The 20,582-nt window shown below is 69.6% G+C and carries 10 protein-coding genes; 1 reads left to right on the forward strand and 9 read right to left on the reverse strand.

Translation table 11 applies throughout. From position 1 onward, the window contains the following. Positions 1-43: 43 nt before the first annotated feature. From GA0070608_RS02385 to GA0070608_RS02415, 7 genes are all read right to left on the reverse strand, one after another. On the reverse strand, positions 44-883 hold the full coding sequence (locus GA0070608_RS02385) for a GNAT family N-acetyltransferase (protein WP_091620836.1): 840 nt from the start codon (positions 881-883) through the stop codon (positions 44-46). A gap of 111 nt (positions 884-994) precedes the next feature. Further along, the gene (ispG, locus tag GA0070608_RS02390; RefSeq protein ID WP_091620839.1) at positions 995-2,170 is read right to left on the reverse strand and encodes a flavodoxin-dependent (E)-4-hydroxy-3-methylbut-2-enyl-diphosphate synthase; all 1,176 of its coding nucleotides are present in this window, start codon (positions 2,168-2,170) and stop codon (positions 995-997) included. Positions 2,171-2,179: 9 nt separating this feature from the next. After that, positions 2,180-3,430, reverse strand: coding sequence for a M50 family metallopeptidase (locus GA0070608_RS02395; protein WP_091620843.1), 1,251 nt, complete (start codon positions 3,428-3,430; stop codon positions 2,180-2,182). Next, positions 3,430-4,644, reverse strand: a complete 1,215-nt coding sequence (gene dxr / locus GA0070608_RS02400) for a 1-deoxy-D-xylulose-5-phosphate reductoisomerase (RefSeq protein WP_091634147.1) — start codon at positions 4,642-4,644, stop codon at positions 3,430-3,432. The genes GA0070608_RS02395 and dxr overlap by 1 nt, the downstream gene beginning before the upstream one ends. A gap of 43 nt (positions 4,645-4,687) precedes the next feature. Further along, positions 4,688-5,374, reverse strand: a complete 687-nt coding sequence (locus tag GA0070608_RS02405) for a Uma2 family endonuclease (RefSeq protein ID WP_091620847.1) — start codon at positions 5,372-5,374, stop codon at positions 4,688-4,690. 109 nt (positions 5,375-5,483) lie between these two features. Beyond that, a complete protein-coding gene (locus tag GA0070608_RS02410; protein WP_245715671.1) occupies positions 5,484-5,858 on the reverse strand; it encodes a hypothetical protein in 375 nt (124 codons plus the stop codon). Positions 5,859-6,730: 872 nt separating this feature from the next. Then, positions 6,731-14,509, reverse strand: coding sequence for a ricin-type beta-trefoil lectin domain protein (locus tag GA0070608_RS02415; RefSeq protein WP_091620854.1), 7,779 nt, complete (start codon positions 14,507-14,509; stop codon positions 6,731-6,733). A gap of 450 nt (positions 14,510-14,959) precedes the next feature. On the opposite strand from GA0070608_RS02415, the gene GA0070608_RS02420 reads away from it, so the two are divergent. Continuing rightward, positions 14,960-18,064, forward strand: coding sequence for a VCBS repeat-containing protein (locus GA0070608_RS02420; RefSeq protein WP_091620858.1), 3,105 nt, complete (start codon positions 14,960-14,962; stop codon positions 18,062-18,064). A gap of 122 nt (positions 18,065-18,186) precedes the next feature. On the opposite strand, the gene GA0070608_RS02425 is transcribed toward GA0070608_RS02420, so the two are convergent. Then, a complete protein-coding gene (locus GA0070608_RS02425; protein ID WP_141719393.1) occupies positions 18,187-19,113 on the reverse strand; it encodes an endonuclease/exonuclease/phosphatase family protein in 927 nt (308 codons plus the stop codon). A gap of 900 nt (positions 19,114-20,013) precedes the next feature. Then, positions 20,014-20,580, reverse strand: a complete 567-nt coding sequence (locus tag GA0070608_RS02435) for a GNAT family N-acetyltransferase (protein ID WP_091620868.1) — start codon at positions 20,578-20,580, stop codon at positions 20,014-20,016. Between the last annotated feature and the right edge of the window lie 2 nt (positions 20,581-20,582).

The raw sequence follows: 20,582 nt of genomic DNA on the forward strand, positions 1-20,582 counted from the left end.
GCGGATCAGAACAATCCGGCGGCGAGCGTGCCGACCGGGCGGATCAGAAAAGCACGGTGGCGAGCGTGCCGACCGGGCGGAGGCCGCAGCGCTCGTAGACCCGGCGGGCCGGCAGGTTGAAGTCGTTGACGTAGAGGCTGACGGTCGGGGCGACCCGCAGCAGCGCGTCGCGCACCACCGCCGCCATCGCCGCCGATGCGATGCCCCGGCCGCGCCAGTCGGGGGCCACCCAGACGCCTTGCACCTGGGCGGTCCGGCGGGTCACCACCGCCAGCTCGGCCTTGAACACCACCTGGCCGTCGACGAACCTGGCGTACGCCCGGCCGGCCCGGACCAGGTCGGTGACCCGCCGCCGGTAGCCGCGCCCGCCGTCGTCGGCGAGCGGCGAGACGCCCACCTCCTCGGTGTACATCGCCACCGCCGCCGGGAAGAGCCGGTCGATCTCGCTGCCGTGCACCAGTCGCACCTCCGGGTCCGCCCGCAGCGCCGGCAGCGCCTCGGTGGCCAGCAACGGCTGGTTCGGGCGTACGTCCCGGGCCGGCCCCCAGACGGCGGAGAGCCGGTCCCAGAGGCCGAGCACCGCGTCGGCCCGGCCCACGATCGACGAGCAGAGCCGCTCCTCCCCGGCGAGCAGGTCGGCGTAGGCGGCGACGGCCGGTTCGGTGGCGAGCACGGGGGTGAGGTTGCCGCCGAGCCAGCAGATCGACTCCAGGCTGCGCCGGCTGCCGTAGCCCAGCACCCGGCCCTCGGCCCGCCACCAGGCCAGGCCCCGGGCGGCGACCCGCTCGGCGACCTGCGCGCCCGCGAACGGGTCGAGGTCGAGCAACCGTTCGACCGCGCGGCGCTCCGACTCCCCGAGTTGCCGTACCGGCACCGTCAGCACGGATACCAGCCTGCCAGATCCGCCCCGTGCCGCGCGGGCCGAGTGGCGAGTCAGGACGCAATCGGCCCCGACCGCCGAGGTGGCGATCGGGGCCGGTGACGGCGGGACGAGTCAGTGCACGGTGACGGTGGCGCCGCCCGGCAGTAGGCCGCGCAGCTCCTCGGGCAGTTCGGCGCCCATCTCGTCGGCGATGCGCAGCGCCTCCTCGATCAGCGTCTCCACGATCTGCGCCTCGGGCACGGTCTTGACGACCTTGCCCTTGACGAAGATCTGGCCCTTGCCGTTGCCGGAGGCCACCCCGAGGTCGGCCTCGCGGGCCTCGCCCGGGCCGTTCACGACGCAGCCCATCACGGCGACCCGCAGCGGCACCGGCAGCCCCTCCAGGCCGGCGGTGACCTCCTCGGCGAGCTTGTAGACGTCGACCTGGGCCCGGCCGCAGGACGGGCAGGAGACGATCTCCAGGCCGCGCTCGCGCAGCCCGAGCGACTCCAGGATCTGGTTGCCGACCTTGATCTCCTCCACCGGCGGGGCCGACAGCGAGACCCGGATCGTGTCGCCGATCCCCTCGGCCAGCAGCGCGCCGAAGGCGACCGCCGACTTGATGGTGCCCTGGAACGCCGGGCCGGCCTCGGTGACGCCCAGGTGCAGCGGGTAGTCGCACTTCTCGGCGAGCTGACGGTAGGCCCGGATCATCACCACCGGGTCGTTGTGCTTGACCGAGATCTTGATGTCCCGGAAGCCGTGCTCCTCGAACAACGAGCACTCCCACAGCGCCGACTCGACCAGCGCCTCGGCGGTGGCCTTGCCGTACTTGGCGAGCAGCCGCTTGTCCAGCGAGCCGGCGTTGACGCCGATCCGGATCGGCACACCCGCGTCGCCGGCCGCCTTGGCGATCTCCTTGACCTTGTCGTCGAACTGGCGGATGTTGCCCGGGTTCACACGGACGGCCGCGCAGCCGGCGTCGATCGCGGCGAAGACGTACTTCGGCTGGAAGTGGATGTCGGCGATCACCGGGAGCTGCGACTTCCTCGCGATCGCCGGCAGCGCCTCCACGTCGTCCTGGCTGGGCACGGCTACCCGGACGATCTGGCACCCGGACGCGGTCAGCTCGGCGATCTGCTGGAGTGTGGCGTTGACGTCGGAGGTGAGGGTGGTGGTCATCGACTGCACCGACACCGGCGCGCCCCCACCGACCGGCACCGAGCCGACCATGATCTGGCGGCTGACCCGGCGCGGGGCGAGCGGCGGGGGCGGTACGACGGGGATACCGAGACTGACAGCGGTCACTTCAGGCACTCACCTTGAGAAGAGCGTGATCGGGTTGACGACGTCCGCGGTGATGGTCAGCAGCGTGAACACGCCACCGATCAGGATCACCGCGTACGTGAGGGGCATGAGTTTGAGGTAGTCCACCCGGCCGGGGTCGGTGCGGCCGATCCGGGCGTAGAGCCAGGATCGGGCCCGCTCGAACCAGGCGATGGCGATGTGCCCGCCGTCGAGCGGCAGCAGCGGCAGCAGGTTGAACACGCCGATGAAGAAGTTCAGCGAGACGAAGAGCATGAAGAACAGCAGCCAGGCTTCGTTCTCCACCGCCTCGCCGCCGAGCCGGCTGGCGCCGACCACGCTGATCGGGGTGTCGATGTCCCGTTCCTCGCCGGTGATCGCCGCCCAGAGGGCCGGGACCTTCTGCGGGATGCGCTTCATCGCCTCATACGTGTTGACCGCCATGTCGCCGGTGAAGTCGGCGGTCGCGCCGACTGCGCCGACCGGCCCGTACGTGACCCGGGTCGGGGTGCTGGGGACGAGGCCGACGCCGAGCGCGGCGACCGCCGCGACCTGGCCCTTCGGATCATCCAGCGGAGGCCGCTGGGTCTGCGCGAGCACCGTGCTGCCCGTGCCCGGCTGGCCGTCGCGGACGTACGCGATCTGCGCCGGCTCGCCCGGCTTGAGGGTGCGCAGCGTGGTGAGCAGCTGACCGTAGTCGTTGATCGGCGTGCCGTTGATGGCGGTGATCCGGTCGCCGTCGCGCAGCTGCGCCTGGGCGGCGGGGCTGGCCGGGTCGGCGGTGGTGCACTCGCGCAGCGTGTTCTCCGGGACCACGCACTTCGACAGCTGGATGACCGCCGGCTCCTTGCGGATCTCGGCCTCGGTGCTCGGGAACTTCGGGTTCGGCAGGCCGGCGCTGACCGCGATGATCCAGAGGGCGATCACGGCGAGGGCGAAGTGGGTGATCGAGCCGGCGGACATCACGATCGTCCGCTTCCACACCGGGTACCGCCACATCGCGCGCGGCTCGTCGGCCGGGTCGACGTCGTCGTCCTGCGGAGTCATCCCGACGATCTTGCAGAAGCCGCCGAGCGGGATACCCTTGATGCCGTACTCGGTCTCGCCTCGCTTGACCGACCAGAGCGTGGGGCCGAAACCGACGAAGTACTTGGTGACCTTCATGCCGAAGGCCTTGGCGGTGAGCATGTGCCCCGCCTCGTGCAGACTCACCGAGATGAGGATCGCGAGGGCGAAGAGCACCACCCCGAGCAGGTACGCCATCAAGCTCCTTCCACCGAACCCGCGATGATGATCTCCTGCGCATGCGCGCGCGCCCACGACTCCGCCGCGAGCACGTCCTCGACGGTACCTGGTTCGTCGAAGTCGGGAGCGTCCTCCAACACCCGTCCGAGGGTGTCGACGATGCCGAGGAAGGGCAGCCGACCGGCCACGAACGCGGCCACGCACTCCTCGTTCGCCGCGTTGTAGATCGCCGGCCGGCAGCGCCCCGCCTCGCCGGCGGCCTTCGCCAGCGCCACGGCCGGGAACGCCTCGTCGTCCAGCGGCGCGAACTCCCAGGTGTGGGCCTTCGTCCAGTCGACGGCGGCGGTGGCGCCGGCCAGCCGGTCGGGCCAGCCGAGGCCCAGCGCGATCGGCAGCCGCATGTCCGGCGGGCTGGCCTGGGCGAGGGTGGAGCCGTCCACGAACTCGACCATCGAGTGGATCACCGACTGCGGGTGCACCATCACGGCGATGTCGGCGTACGGCACGTCGAACAGCTCGTGCGCCTCGATCACCTCCAGCGCCTTGTTGACCATGGTGGCGGAGTTGATCGTGACGACCGGCCCCATGTTCCAGGTCGGGTGGGCGAGCGCCTGCTCCGGTGTGACCTGCGTCAACTCGTCGCGCCGCTTGCCCCGGAACGGGCCGCCGCTGGCGGTGACGACCAGCCGCCGCACCTCGCCCCGGCTGCCGCCGCGCAGGCACTGCGCCAGCGCCGAGTGCTCCGAGTCGACGGGGACGATCTGCTCCGGCCGCGTCACCGCGGCCTTCACGAGCGAGCCGCCAGCGACGAGGGACTCCTTGTTGGCGAGCGCGAGCGTACGGCCGGCGCGCAGCGCGGCCAGGGTCGGCGCGAGCCCGAGCGAGCCGACCACCCCGTTGAGCACCACGTCGCAGGGCCACTGCGCCAGCTCGGTCATCGCGTCCGGCCCGGCCACGATCTTGGGCAGCTTGAAGTCGCCGGTGGCCCAGCCGCGCCGGCTCGCCTCGGCATAGAAGGCGAGCTGGAGGTCCTGCGCGGCGGACGCCTTCGCCACGCCGACCGCTTCGACGCGCAGTTCGAGGGCCTGGGCTGCGAGCAGTTCGACGTTGCCACCACCGGCACCGAGGGCGACGACCCGGAACCGGTCCGGGTTGCGCCGCACGATGTCGATGGCCTGTGTGCCTACAGAGCCGGTAGAGCCGAGCAGAACAAGTTCGCGTGGGGAGGTCACCGAGCCATTCTTCCCCACCATCGCTGTGCCTCCGCTGGGAGCCTCAGCCCTCCGCGCCGGCCTGCTCCTCCGGGCTTTCCTCGCCTTCCTCCGGCGCCTCCTCACCGAGCAGGTCGGCCGGGTCGATGGAGAACTCGAACGGCTGCCTCATGACGAACCGGGCGCCGGCGGCAGCGGCTGCCACCGGCCGGTACTCCCCCTCGGCAAGCTCGAACAGCGCGATTGTGGGCACCCGGTTGCGTAGGTCGACACGGAGGAAAAACGGCACACCGACGGCGGCATACTCCCGGAGCCGATCGATGATGTCCTTGCGCCGGTTGCCCGGTGAGACGATCTCACCGAGCAGCACGGCGTGCCTGATGTCCATCGTCGTTCGCCCGCCACCTGGCACGTCGAGGATGACGATGTCCGGAATGAAGAGATCATCGCCCGAGACGACGTTCGCTTCGAGGTAGAGCCACAGCTTGGCGCGGCGGGCCGCCTGCTTGAGCAGGTACGCGAGATCCAACTCCGCGTCCTGGTGGTCATATCCGGCGTGTGGGGTCACGATCACGCTTCCGCTCAGGACCTCAACCTTGGGGCCGTTGGTCTCCGGCAACAGGTCGAGGGCGAGCTGGGCGGTCCACGGCTCGTCGTGCCACCGCAGCACGTCGAACGACGGCTCGGTGGGCTGCGGCACGGGGTCGGGTTGCTGCGGCGCCGGCTCGGGCGCGAAAGCTGCCTGGGCCATCCGGGCTCACCCCCTCAGCGGACATTCTGCTCAGGTCAGCCTAGCCGCCGCAGCCCCCGCCGCACCGCGACGCACAACCTGTGCGGCACCCGGCAGACGAGCGCAGGGGTCAGCCGCCAAGCGCGCGGCGGAGATCCTTCATCAGCAGCAGGTGCATGGGGTCGGTGGGGCTGGCCTCGTACTTGGCCAGCCGCTGGTAGAAGTCGCGGGCGGCTTCGGTCTCGCAGTGGATGAGCACCGCCCGCACGCCGATGACCTCGGCGGCGGCGCCGATCCGCCGCAGGGCGTCGACCACCAGTGCCCGACCCGGGCCGGCGCCCTGGACGCTGCGGTCGACCCCAAGCCGGGTCAGGATCACCACCGGTTGGTGGTAACGGCCGGCGCCCTGCCGCAGCCGGGGCGCGGCATCGGCCGGCGCGACGCTACCGGCAGCGAGGGCGTAGTAGCCGGCCACCCGTTGATCCGGGTGGTCGTTGTCCCGCACCACGTACACCCGGGACAAACCCGCCCGGTGGGCTTGCAGTGCATGCTCGACCAGCCACACCGACTGCGCCCGAGATCCGCAGTCAAAAGCGTTCGTAGGCTGCGTCAGTGATTAGCGGATAATTCGGACGGAGTATCGCGCGGCGGCATCCGCGCACTGGCGGTGTTCCGTGATCGGTTGACGCTGGCCCGGGCGGGACGCGGCCCGGAGCCCGGCGAAACGTCAACCGATCTTCGGTGCCCCGCAAGGGGCGCCGTCGGCCCAATCCTGTCGAGGGCGCTGTTGCCATCACAGCCCCCGTTACCTTTTTGATCGTCCCCAGCCGGGGACCCTCGGTCGCCCGGCCCGGTATGACATGATGCTCGGCGGCTACGGCGGCCAGAGCAGTTACACCACGTCACTTAGAAGCCAACTAATAACCCAGCCAGAGCATCGATACCCTTACACGCACAAGCAAATTATCAGATGACATCAGCCTTGACAGCCGTCCGCATGAATGAATAGCCCCCCCCCGCAAGGTTTAGGTACCGTTCTCGACACGTTGCGCCGAGAAGAGCCCTCGCCAGGTTACACCGCAGCGAGGGCTCTTCGTCAGATTCCTGTATCAGAAACAGCGCAACATTTGCTTCATTGATCCTCGAGTCCGGATTGGGTTCGCTGCCAGTTCTCATGCTGATCAGACCAAGCGCGACTGCTATAAATCGCCGCCTTGGCTTCGGGCAAGGACAGATCGAGGACGCGCGAGGCAACATACACAGCCTCTATCGGAGAAAGAGCGCGCTTTCTTAACTCTTGGAACACCTGCTCCTGCTCAGAAAACCCACGGCTGGAAATTTCTGACGCAACTCCGTCCAAGAAAGATCGATTCACCTCTAACCACCCAAAATCTCTGCGACATTTAGCGTCATCGTGCCAGGCCGCTTAAATATGCTGCCATCCGCTTTTGGAATATGTCGCTCATAGTTAAGTATGATAGTACTGAATCCCTCAGATCTTGCTTTTTCTGCAAGTGAGACCTTCATCTGCCGAACCGCGTTAGGGCCAATCGGGGCACGGGTAAGCCCTTCAGTCCCTCTCGGGAAAACCATCAGACCATCCAGGTGCAGAGTATCGCCGGATGCGCGAACGGTCGCCATCGCCTCAACAGTCTGCCCTCCCACATCGAACGAATCGGCCCAAATATCGCCATCGGCGAATTGGCCACACGGGACTGTGTTATGGACCAGGACCGGGGTATTGCCAGCGAGTACATAGTACGTATGGATGTTGGCAACGGTCAGGTTGTGGACGGTGGCGCGTAGGACGCTCCAGCGTTCGATCGCCGCGATCTGCACGAACGTGCCGGCGCTGGTCTGCAGCCACTGGCCGGAACGCAAATCGGTGGCGTCGATCCACTCACCCAACTCCGGCACCCAGAAGGGATGACCGTCGGTGGCGGTGACCTCGGCCGTGTCCGAACCGCGCTCGCCATCGGTGTCGATGGTGACCTTCACCAGGTGCTTGACACCGTCGCCCTTGATGGCCGCGGTGACCGTCTCCACTTCGGTTTGGCCCGTCTCGGGATCGGTGGCCTGGACCTTGTCGCCCGGCTTGACGTCCTCGATCGGCTTCGTGGAGCCGTCGGCCATCACGACCTTGGTGCCGGGCACGAAACTGTTGTCGGGCGTTGGGCAGGAGCCGCCACTGGAGCCGCCACTGGAGCCGCCGTTGCTGCGCGCGGAGGCACCCGAGGCACCGCCAGGCTTGGAGTCTCCCTTGCCACCGCTACCGGAGCTCTTGCCACCACCGGAGCTCTTGCCGGCACCGCCGGACTTGCCGCCGGCGGAACTCGCCGAAGAACCCTTCGGATTCGACTTGGACTGGGCCTGTTTCTGGACCGGGTTGCCGGTCTTCTTCGTGGCGTTGGTCGCCTTGTTGCTGGTCGTGTTGACCTTTTCGGCGGCCTTTTTCTTCGCCGCCTGCGCGGCCTTCTTCGCCCGTTCGATGGCGAGCTTCTTGGCGTTGATCGCCGCCGCCTCCGCCGCCTTGGCGGCTGCCAGCACGGCCTCGGCGGCCTTCTTCGCTGTCTGCCACGCCTGGATGGCGGCGATCGTGCGGTTGACGGCCCTCAACACGGCCGGGATCTTGCCGAGCTTCGCCCACGGGATCGCCCCGATGATCAGGCTCCCACAGGCCCACATGTCACCGCCGAAGCAGTTCATGGCGTCGGTGATGCCGATGAAGTCCTTCAACATCGACCAGGCCGCGTCGAGGACCACCGACATGAGCGAGCGACCCATGTTGGCCTGCGCCTGGGCCACCATGGCCGGCGACAGACCCGCGCCCGCCAGGGCCGCCGACATCTCCGAGGCGGTCAGCGAGATCGAGAGGCCGGTGGGGTCCGAGTGCGTCACCGGGTTGTTGTGCGCGTACGCGTACCCGTTGGACTGCTCCGGGTCCGCCAGGTCCAGGACCGGGTCGGCGGAGAGGAAGCGTCCGACCTGCGGGTCGTACAGGCGGGCCCCGAGCGGGGTGTAGCCGGAGGCGTCGTCGCGGATCGCGCCGAGGAACCCGGCGTTGGTCTGCATGTTGGCGCCGACGGTCCCCGCGCCCCGCTGGTTACCGAACGGGTCCTGCTTGCGGATCCGGGTCGGCATCGTGCCGTTGAGGCCAACCTCGGCGTACGGGCTGCCCTGGTGGTCGCCGGCGAGGGCGACGAGGGTGGGAGAGGCGGTGCTGTGCGCGTAGCGCATCACCGCGCCGCCCGGGGCGGCGTACGTGCGCTGGGTGTTGACCAGCGTCCCGCCCCGCTGGACGGTGACCTGCGACTCGCCCAGGTTCAGCGTGGCCTGCTGCCCCTGGATCGTCAGGAGTCGGCTGCCGCCGGGGCCGTAGATGTGGCGGGTCTCGTCCTGCGGGTCCCACTGCTGTGCGGGGGTGCTGCCGGCGCAGGCCGCCAGCACGAGCGGGGTGCCGTTGGCCGTGGCCGCGTCCTTGACCGCGAGGCACAGGCCGGAGGCGGCGTGCTTGAGCTGACCCGTGGAGAGGCGCTCAAGGTGCTGGTTGGCCAATCCGTTGCACTGCTGGACCCCGAACGCCGAGCCGGCGGTGTTGGCGGCCGGCTGGACGCACCAGTCGTCGTACACCGACACGGTGCCCAGGTTGGGGTTGTTCTGGTTCTGACCTGGAGCCGGCGTGAAGGTCCACTTCTGCGCGATCGTGCCGTTGCACGAGTACAGCTGGATCGGCCGGCCGGCCACCGCGAGCCCTGAGCTGAGATCGATGCACTTGTTCGCAAGGCCGAGGTACGCGCTCCGGCCCTTGCTGCCCTGGCCGGTGATCCGCTCGATCTGGCCGTCGTGGGTCCAGGACAGCGTCTGCTGGTCGCCGTTCTGGATGGACGTGACGGACTTCGTCTCGCCGGTCAGCTCGTACAGCCGGTTCGCCTCGGCGGTGACCGCGGCGCCCGCCGGAGTGACGTAGTTCTTGGTCACCTTGGTGAGGGTGCGGGGCTGGCTGCCGTCGGCCTTGCCGTAGGTGTAGGTGCTGGTGGCGTCCTTGCTGGCGTCGCCGGTGAGGTTCTTCTCCACCAGCTCCGTGCGGTTGCCGAGCAGGTCGTACTTGTACTCCTGCCAGTAGCCCGACTTGTCGGTGCCGGCCGCCACGTTGAGGGTGCCGTCCGTGCGGACCGGCCCCGAGCCGCACGACGCATGGTCGCCGGCCGTCCAGGCCATCTTCAAGCGGCCGAGCGAGTACTGGAAGCACTGCCGTTCCGCGATGGCGGCGGCACGCTCCCGGATCGCGATGACGTTGCCCGCGTCGTCGTACAAGTAGGAGCGGTGCGAGACGAGGTTGTCGCCGGCTGCGGGTGGGGCTTCCTTCTGCTCGCGGTAGACCCGCTGGTCGGTGAGGGCCCCGCTGGCGTCGTCGTACGCGGCCATGGTCCACACCCGGTACGGCTGCGCGCCGAGCGTGGAGCGCAGCACCTGCCCGTACGGCGAGTAGACGGTCTCGGATCCGTACCAGCCGTTGCCGGACACGGACAGCGGCAGCCCGTCCTTCGTGTAGCGGACCAGGAGCTTCTCGGCCGGGAAGTTGCCGACGGCGGGCAGCGTGGCCGACTCCTGCAGGCCGGTGTCGGTGTAGGTGTGGTCGTACCGGTAGGAGGTCTGCAGGCCCCACGTGTCGGCGATGGACTGCGGCAGCGTGAGGGTGGTCGACGTGGGCTGGTAGTCGTCGGTGTAGCCGCCGATGGTCTGCTTGTACGGCAGGCCGTCGGTGTAGCGGGTCGCGCTGGCGGGCAGGCCCTTGCCGCCGGCGACCGAGTCGTAGGTGTAGTCGGCCAGCAGCGTGCCGGCGCTGTCGCCGAGCCGCTGCTGCGTCGGGCGGGACAGCTCGTCGTAGCCGTTCCAGACGGTGACGTCGCGGGCGTTGGTGACGGTCTGCGTCCGGTCCCGGTGGTCGTACGTGGTGCTGGTGGTGCCGGTGTCGGGGTCGGTGGCGGTCGCCATCCGGCCACGCTGGTCGTAGGTCCAGGTCCACGGGCGGGTCGGGTCGGCGGAGTGGGTGGCCTTCACCATCTGGCCACGCGGGTCGTACTCGTACCGCATCGAGGTGAAGGTGGTGTGGGCGACGTTGGTGAAGGTGTCCACGCGGTTGGTACGGCCCAGGGCGTCGGTGTACAGCCGGTAGGACTTCGCGCCCGACGGATTGATCACCGTGGAGTGGTCGGCGCCGTACGTGTAGCTGGTGGCGCGCGCCGGGGCGTCGACGCCGCGCAGGACGGGCGTCTCCTTGACCACCCGGCCGAGGCCGTCGTAGGTGTAGCGGGTGGCGTTGGGCACGGCCGTGTCCGCGAGCGGCGTGAACACCTGGCCGATGGGTGACCCCTCGGCGAAGTAGGCGTTGTTGGTCTGCCACACCTCGCCGGAGCTGTTGTACAGCGTGTCGGTGATCAGCCGCCCGCCGCCGGTGGCCTCCTCCTGACTCTGCCGCTCGCGGCCGAGACCGTCGTAGAGGGTGACGGAGGTCTGGATCCGGTTCTCGTGCCCCCGGCTGAAGGTGGTGATGTACGGCGGCTTGCCGGCGGGGACGGCGTACTCGGCCCGGAAGTCCGGGACGGCCGTGGTGGACGGGGTGCGGCCCGGGCCCCAGGCCTCGACGAGGCGGCCCATCGGGTCGTAGCGGGCCTCGCTGACGCGGCCGTTGAGGTCGGTGGTCTTGACCGTGACGGCGCGGCCCGGGTCCAGGTCCCGGATCTGCTTGTGCCCCAGCGAGTTCTCCTCGGTGACCGCGAAGGCCTGACCGGAGGACGGGGTGTAGGTGATCTTCGAGGTCTTGAGGTCGGCGTCGGTGCGCGTGACGACGCGACCGATGGCGTCGAAGCCGGTGGTGCCGTCGAACTGGAAGCCGGATCCGTCGCCCTTCAGCGACCAGGTCTGGGTGGCGAGCCCCCGGGTCGTGTTGCTTAGGGCCACGCCGTAGGCCTCGCCGTCGTAGCCGACGCGGCCGGCGGAGCTGAGCGTCGTCAGGTTGTCGAAGGTGGCGGCGGCGCAGGTCGTGGGGCTGCTGCGGACCTGCTTGGTGAGGCCGATGATGTTCTTGTCGAGGTGGTGCAGGTATTCGACGAACGTGCAGGACTCGTCGCCGGTCTTGCCGGTGTCGCCCAGGGACTCGACGTGCGTCGGCAGCCCGTGCGTCGTCTCGTAGGTGGTCTTCGTCTCGATGGTCCGCAGCGTGCGGTTGTCGTCGCCGGTGCCGGAGGACCTGGTGTACGAGACCTGCCGGGGCTCGGTGACCCGATAGGCGTGCAGGGGGCTGAGCCCGTCGTCGCGCGTCCGGGTGGCGAGTTCCTGGGCCGCGGGGAAGGTGACACTGCGGGTGAGCCAGTCACCGTCGGCGTCGTCGGCGCTGGCGTAGGTGAGTTCCTCGGCCACCCGGCCCGCGAAGGGCTCCCTGTCCTTGGCGATCTCGGCGCCGGCGATGTCCTGCATGGACACGGTGTCGCCCATGCCACGGAAGTAGCGGGTGACGGATTTGGTCCGCTTGCTGCCGATGTCGGGATCGTCCGCACCGGTGAGGACGGTGGTCTGCGCGAACCCGGCGAACTGGGAGTAGGTGCGGGTGGACTTCTTGGTGAACTCCTGCTCGGCGAGCCGCCATCCCGGGTTCTCGTACGCGTACCGGGTGGTGGTGCCGAACGCGCCGTCCACGGCGGGGAGTTCCTCGACGCTGTCCACGACGTACTTGTGGAACCAGTCGATCTCCTCGGCCGCCGGGTCCGGGTGCCAGAAGCTCGGATAACACAGCCGGTCGTTGGTCCTCAGCTCGGCGGTGTCGCCCTTGCCGGGCAGTCCGGTGCCGGTCTCGCAGGCGCCGACGGGCTGCTTGTAGGTGATGACCGTCTCGCCGCCGTACTCGTTGATCACGCGGGCGACGCGGAGCCGGGAGAAACCGGGGCGGTTGTCCCGCTTGACGCGGTTCGGCATGTCCTCGGCGTTGGGCTCGAAGCGCACCGGGTTCAGGGTGACCTTGGCGTCGGTCGCACCGTTGCGGGCGAAACCGGTGCGGGTGATCGACTCCAGCCAGAGCGCCGTGTTGGGGCCGGTCCTCAGGATCGGGAAGTTCTGCTTGAGCTGGTACTCGTCCACCACCTGCCGGGCGCTGGTGTCGGTGCGCCGCTGCGCCGACGTGCTGATCTTGTCGAGGCGCTTGCGGGTGAAGAAGGACGGCGAGGCGTTCCAGCACTTCTGCCCGGAGGCGCAGCGCAGGTCTGCCGGGGTGTCGTACCAGATGCGGTAGTTGTTGGGGTTCTTGCTGGCGAAGTTGGCCTCGGTGCAGGTGAGGGTGCCCTCGTCGAAGCAGCGCTCGGCCAGGACGAAGTTGACCCGGGCCGCGGCAGGGGCCGTGAACAGGTTGTCCTTGCGCAGCCCGTAGTCGATGCGGTCGAGGTAGCCGCCGCGGTGGTAGGAGACGGGGGCCTTGAAGTTGAAGTTCTGGGCGTAGTAGTTCGTCTCGCGACCCCACCAGAGGGTCATGGCGTTGCCGTGGATGTCCTCGACGTAGTCGAGCGACCAGCGCCAGGCCTGGGTGCAGGCGGAGCCGGCCCAGTTGCCCGCCTTGTAGCAGGGCTCGTCCGGGTGGTTGCCGTACACCGGCACGGTGAGGACGGAGTTGGTGACCGGGTCGTCCTCGGCCGCGCCGTGGTCGGACCAGCCGGGCAGGCGGTGGCGGCCGAAGTGGTAGCGGGTGCCGTCCCGGGTCGTGATGACCCAGTACTCGCCGTCGGCGTCGCCGTTCGCCAGGCCGGTGTCCTTGACCAGCTCGACCTTGGAGCCGTCGCCGTTGCCGGTGAACCAGGCATTCCTGCTCTCGTCCCAGACCAGCTCGGTGGTCATGCCGCCGAGCGACATGGTGGCGTTCTTCGACCCCCAGCACAGGTCGGCGGTCCGGTGGGTGGCGTTGTTCGAGCCCGGCTTCTTCGAGTCCTGCCGACAGTTGGCGTAGCTACGGGTGATCGCCCCCGCGTTGTAGTCCCAGCCGTCGCCGATCCAGGAGGCCTGGTTGTTGGTGGCGGAGGTGCGCCCGTCCACCGACTGCGAGGAGTACGACAGGGCCACCTTCGGCATCAGGCCACCCGCCGTCTCGGGCACCTGCACCTGGTACGAGTAGGTGAAGGCGCCGGAGGAGGCGCCCGCGGCCCAGGAACCCGAGGACAGCAGCGGCGTGGCGGTGAAGTCTCCGGCCGCTGAGGCTCCGGTGTCGAGCACGCCGACGACGCTGGAAGCCGTCGAGGTCTGGGCGGCGCGGCCGGCGGCCGAGGGGGTGCTCCCGGCGCCGAGCAGCGGGCCGACGGGCACACTGCCGATGACGATCCGGCGCGTCGGCGCGTCATCGGCGGTCCTGGCGCGGGTGGGCGCCTTCTTGGCGGGCACCAGCCGCACCTCGCTGGACACGACCCGCGAGGGGTCCGCGCCGGGGGCGGCGAACATCGTCCCCGCGCCACCGTCGGTGGCGCAGTCGCCGGTGTCGGGGGCGTCGTAGACACAGGTGGGCAGCAGCATGACGCCGAAGCGGTCGGCGGCCTGCGGGCCGTACAGGTCGGCGAAGGGCGTGTAGTCGACGCTGAGGGCGACCTCGGCGGTCGGGTCGGCGGTGGCCGGCGGGGTGATCTTCATGATCAGGCCGGACACGCCGGCGTCCTGGGACGCCTCGGGGGCGGCCAGGGCGACGGTCCAGGTGCCGGCGAGGTCGGCCGGGTCACTGCCCGCCGGCACGCCGAGGGCGACCGGCAGGTCGTCGACCGGCCTGGTGGCGCCGGCCGCGAGGCCGGTCAGGTCGACGGCGCCGCTGTCCTGCTGCCACGGGGTGATGGCCTGGGGCTCGTACGGGACCGCCGGCACCGGGTCGGCGGTGGTCAGGTTCGTCTCGGCTTCCTCGTCCTGCCCGACCTTCTCGCTCCGCGGAATGTCCGGCAGGTCGACCCGGGTCTCCTCGCGGCTCATGCCGGGGCCGGGCACCGCCCACGCCTCGGCGGGCAGCATCGTGCCGACCAGGATCGTCGACAGGGACAGCACCATCGCCGTACGGGCACGACGCCACCGGGGCTGACCTGGCTCCGTCGGGGTCCGTCGGCCATGCCACCGCGGAGACAGCAAACCGGTACCACGCATGCGCGTCGACCCCCACCAGGCGCGAAGACGAAAGAGAGAAGGCGCGGAAAGACCGCGAAGACACGCCCCAGGTACGGCACGTGCGTGAGCACTCTGCGCCGTGGGGGATCGATGCTCAAGATTGCAAAAAGTGACGGAGGCGGACTCTGAGTGATCTACACCACGACACCATTGGTGCCAAGCCTCACCAATAGCCGCACTTCGCATGATCCGACTTCAAGCGCCCATGCAAGTCATTCCGCGCGGCCAAAACGGTATACAGGATGGAATTTAGACGTCACTCACAGCTACCTCCGTTCCGATATCACGGATTCATAACGTTCGCGGGATAGACGAAGACCCCTGGTGTCATGCGATCGTGTGCCCGCGTTTCTGCCCCACGGCCCGCCGGACGGGGCTGCTTTTCCGCGCCTTCCCCTGTCCGCCTGGCCCCACGGGAGTAGACCCGCCGTGACTGCGTCTCGCCTGCTCAGCCCGTTCGTGCGCACGCGCACCAGGCTGACCCTCACCCTGGGCCTCCTGCTGGCCGCACTCGTCGCCACCCTGCTGCCGTGGTGGCCGGGCACCGACGAGCCCCGGACGGCGGCCGTCGCCGCCGCGCCGGCACCCGCCCCCCGGGACGAGGTGACGGCCGTGGCCGCCGCCCGTCGTACGGGCAACGACGTCCTCGTGGAGACGGCCACGAGCGCCACCTCGCTCACCTGGGCGCTCCCCAATGGACAGCTGCGCACCACGACCCACGCGACACCCCAGCGGGCGAAGGACGCCACGGGCCGCTGGGTCGGGCTCGACAACACGCTGACCCGCGCCGGGGACACCGCTGGTGACCTCGACGTACGCCCGGTGAACACCCCCCATCCCGTGCGCTTCTCCGGCGGAGCGGCAAGCACGCCCGCCGACGGCACCGGGACCGTCCTGGCCGAGGTGGACGTCGACGGCCACACCATCGCGTACACCTGGCCGGGTCCGCTGCCCGAGCCGGTGCTCGACGGCCCGCGCGCCCTCTACCCCGACGTCCTTCCCGGGGCGGACCTGCTCGTCGTCGCCCGCCAGGAGGGCGGCTTCGGCCAGCTGCTGATCGTCAAGAACCGGGCGGCCGACACGATCAGGGCCGTCAGCGCCGTGACCTACGGCCTGCGCTCCGAGACCCTGGTCTTCCGCCAGGACGCGACCACCGGCGGTGTCCGGGCCCTCGACCGGGTCAGCGGCGAGGAGATCAGCTCGATCCCCACCCCGTTCGCCTGGGACTCCGCCGGCCGGGACCCCGAGGCGCCCGACGTCGCTGCCCGCACCTCGGTCGCCACCACCGCCGACGTGCTGTCGCTCTCCGGCCTCAGCGGCAGCGAGCCGGGCGCCCGCCAGGCCCGGATCCCCACCCGCCTCGACGGCAACGGCACCGGCGACGCTCGACTGCGCCTGGACGCCGCCGCCACCGGCCTGCTCACCGGCGAGGGCGTGCGCTTCCCCGTCTTCCTCGACCCGACCCTCATCACCGGCAAGCAGGCCTGGGCCACCGTCTACTCACAGCACCCCAACACCAACACCTGGAACGGCACCAACTTCAACTCCGGCACCACCGACGCCCGGGTCGGCTACGAGCAGAACACGCCACTGCGGGCCCGCTCCTTCTGGCGGATGGGCTACAACAGCGGCATCAAGGGCGCCACCGTCACTTCGGCCAGCTTCAAGGTGCTGAACAACCACTCGTGGAACTGCACGGCCCGTGAGATGCAGCTCTGGCTCACCGGCGCCATCTCCTCCGGCACCACCTGGAACAAGCAGCCGGGCTGGACGACCCTGCAACAAAAGCGGTCCTTCGCCTACGGCTACGGCAGCAGTTGCAGCGACGACTACGTGAGCTTCGACGTCCAGAACGCGGCCCAGCAGGGTGCCAACGCCGGCTGGTCGAGCCTCACGCTCGGGATGCGTGCCACCAGCGAGTCGGACACGCTGACCTGGCGCAAGTTCCAGGTCTCCTCCGCGGAGTTGACCGTGAACTACAACAGGAAGCCGAACGAGCCGACGAACGGCACCACGACCCCCGGCGGTGCCTGCGTGCCCGGCCCCGGTGGTGGCACGACGGTCGCCAAGGCCAACATCACCCTCTCGGCGAAAGCGACCGATCCCGACGGCAACCTCTCGGCTCTGCGGTTCCGCTTCTGGAAGACCGGCACGACCGCTCCCGCGGGCACCCTGGTCACCCCCACGACGGACGGCAGGGCCAGCCTGATCATTCCTTCTGCCACCCTGGAGGACACGGCCACCTACTCGTGGGAGGTGAGCGCCCGGGACTCGGCGGGTGCAGAGTCCTCCTTCTTCCCGCCCGGCAACGAGCCCTGCCGCGTCACGATCGACGCCTCGGAGCCCCCGGCCCCGGAGGTCACCAGCGAGGTCTTCAAGCAGGCCACCTCCGACGGCACGACCTGGTCGACGGTGCGGTTCGGCGAGACCGGTCCCATCACCTTCACCGCCGAGGGCGCGGTCAAGTTCACCTACTCCTTCGAGAGCATCGGCGCGGTGACGGTGACGGCCACCGCCGGGACCGCCACCGTTCCCAACCTGCGCCCGCGCCACGCCGGCCCCACCACCCTGCACGTGTACGCCTTCGACGCGGCCGACAACCGCAGCGCCCGCACCGACTACTCCTTCTATGTGCCGCCCAGCGAGGTGGGCGACGGGCCCGGCGACACGGGCGGCGACAGGATCCCCGACCTGCTCCTCGTGGACTCCTCGGGCAACCTGCGCAACTACGCCGGCGACGTGGGCGGCGAGTTGTACGGCTGGCTCTCCGCCTCGTACAGCGGTAACCAGGTGCTGAACCCGGCGGGCCACTGGTACGACCCGGCCAGCGGCAAGGCCGCCCTGATCACCAAACACTCCGACGCCTACCCGGGCGACGGACTGACCGACCTGTTCGCCCGCACCCCGGACGGCGGCTTCTGGCTCTACCCCGGTGACGGGTACGGCAGCTTCAACGTGGACCAGCGGCTGCGGGTCCTGCTGCCGTCCAACGTGCCCGCCCCCTCGACCTGGACGCAGATCAAGGCGGTCGGCGACATCACCGGCGACAAGCTCCCCGACCTGGCCCTGCGGGCCGGAACCGCCTTCTGGGTCCTGAGCGGTTACACGGGGGCGAGCTTCCAGGAGGCCACCCTGATGGAAGGCGCCTCGTGGGCCCGCCGGGAGGTCCTCAACGTGACGGACGTGGACCTGGACGGCACCCCGGACCTGCTCTGGCGCAACCTGGACAACGGCAACATGTACCTCCGGCACGGGAAGCCGGGTACGACGGCGGGCAGCGTGAACCTGGATTCGCTCAAGCAGGCCGTCAACTCCCGTGACGGCGACGTCTCCTATGGAACGGGCTTTACGGAGGCGAGCATGAGCGCGGCCGTGAGCATTCCGGACGTGAGCGGGGACGGGGTGCCCGATCTCTGGGTCCGCTCCGGAACGAACGGGATGATGCAGGTCTACCACCCCTCCAAGACCGCCGTCGGCAGTTCGGTGAAGGTGGTCCTGGGCGACGACTGGAGCGGCGTCAAGTCCTTCGGCTGACGCCGCACGATCGTTGACAGCACACGGCGGGCCTGAACAGGCGACTGTTCAGGCCCGCCACCGTCTTCAACCCCGGGCATCGTCCTGGTCGTCCACGAACTCGTCGACGGCAGGGCCGTTGGTCAGTTGACGCTGACCGTCACCGTGCCGGTCACCACGCGGTGATCCGAGCAGGCGCCGATCGTGCAGGTGGTTGGAATGGCCAGCGAATCGGCGGTGTAGCTGCCGGCGAGCCGGTTTTCCCGTACGAAGATCAAGTCGATCTTGTTGCCGAGGCCGCATGGCCCGCCGGTGCTGCCGTCGGCGACGGTGGTCTCGCCGTAGCCGACGCAGCGGGAGTCCAGGTCGTCCAACTCCCGATAGAAACCGGTGTTGCCGGCGTTGTTGGCCACGTTGAGACTCGGCGCGTACCAGTTGTTCAGCCGGCCGTAGTTGGGCTGGGCGTTGAAGTCCCCGCCGATGAGCACGGTGTCACCGTTCGCCGCGAAGGTCTCCAGTCGGCCACGTACCGAATTGAGCTGCTGCACGTTGATCGCCGTGCCGTTGATGACCGTGTTCGACGGCGTGATGTGCGTGGTGCAGAACCGCAGGTGCGGCCGGGCGGACAGCGGGGCGCAGAGCAGGGTCCGCCGCTCGGCGCTGCCGTCCGAGGGCAGCGTGTAACGGTTCGCCGTACCCAGCGGCGCCTTGCTGAAAATGGCGTTGCCGAACCCCTGCCCATTGCAAACCGTGTCACGAGACGGCTCGAAGCGGGCGAAGTTGGTGGAGTCCTGCGGCCAGCCGGAGGCCCGCAGGTTGGCGACGATCGCCTGGTACTGCTGGTAGCAGAGCTCGTTGAGGCCGACGAAGTCGGCGCCCCGGCTGCGGATCGAGCCGGCCAGGGCCGGAACGAGGCCGTCGGTGGTCGAGGCCCGGTGCATGGTCCAGCCCGCGACGTTCCAGACCCAGAGGTCGTACGTTGCCGTGGTGGCCGCCGAGGCGGGAGCTGCCGAGGTGAGGGCGAGGACGAACGCGCCGAACACGGCGACACAAAGCCTGATTAACCGCATACTTCTCCCCATCGAACTGATCTTCACCGATTCACCGGAGATGATGACACAGCAGATCGATCGGCTCGCAAGAATCTTTCAATGCATCGATCGGTGCGGTTGACTACCCGTCGCTGGTCATCGCCAGCGACTTCCCGACCCCGACGTGGTCAAATTCGACAGCACCTACTACGCGTACTCCACGAACGACGGTCACGGCAACGTCCCGGTCGCCACTGCCGGCACGCTGACCGGAGCGTGGACCAGGCGGGCCGACAGGCGTTACCTGCTCTACTTCGCTGACCGGCCCGTACACCAAGGCGTACCGCCCGCTGCTGACCACCGCGTCGCTGGACTCGGCCGTGCGGGGGCCCGGCGGTGCGGACGTGGTGCGCGAGGCGGGCGGCGACCACATCGTGTTCCACGGCTGGATCGACAACTACTCCGCCCTGGGGCATGTACGTGGCGGCGCTGGGCTGGACCGGCGGGTATCCCGTCGTGCGGGCCAGCCGCGTGCGATACGAGGCCGAGCGCGGTGGGCTCGGCCACTGCGCGGTACGTGCCGCCCCGAACGCGTCGCAGGGGCAGGTGGTGGCGTACATCGACACGCGGACAGCTGGGTCGACGTCACCGTCTTCGCGCCCCGGTCCGGCGGGTACCGCGCCCACGCCACCTACGCCGCCCCTCGCTCCGCCGGGTACCCTCGCGATCTTGCACTTTCGGCCCTCAGTTCGCGGCTTATGCCGCATCTGCCGGGGCAGAAAGTGCAAGATCGCGGGCAGCCCTGCCGGCATTCGACGGTCGGCGGGCTGGGTGGCGTACCCGCGGTCGACAGCGCCGACAGTCAGATGTCGACCGCGACCGCCGCCCCGCCCGTGCCGAAGCCGGCCCCGTCGTACGGGCACCCCGGCAGGAACCGGCTCATCCGACGGTCCGGCTCCCGACCCCGTCGACGGTCAGCACGAAGGTCTCCAGGGACTCGCCCCCGTACCAGTCGGTGCGCCGGCCCACGTGGGTCATGCCGAGCCGGCGGGCCACCGCCATCGACGCGGCGTTGCCCGGGCCCACCACCGCGTAGACCTCCCGGGTGCCGGCGGCCAGTTCCCGCCTCGCCACCGCCCGGGCCGCCTCGGTGGCGTACCCGTGGCCCCAGGAGTCGGGGTGCAGGTGCCAGCCCACCTCGATGTCCTCGGTCGGTACACCCTCGTCCCGCCCGGGCAGCGGCTTGAGCAGCACCGTACCGACCACCACGCCGGTGTCGCGGACCTCGATCGCCCAGGTGCCGTACCGGCCGCCGTGCCCCGCGTGCCGCTCCCGCCACGTCGCGAGCCGTTCGGCGGCCTGCGCCGGATCGGTCATTGGCAGGCCGGGCGCGTTCAACCAGCGGGCGACCTCCGGCCGCGAGTAGATGTCGAAGATCCGGGCCAGGTCGGCCGGGTCGGCGGTCCAGTCCCGCAGGACCAGGCGTTCCGTGCTGAGAACGGTCATGG

Source organism: Micromonospora peucetia (assembly GCF_900091625.1).
Lineage (GTDB): Bacteria > Actinomycetota > Actinomycetes > Mycobacteriales > Micromonosporaceae > Micromonospora > Micromonospora peucetia.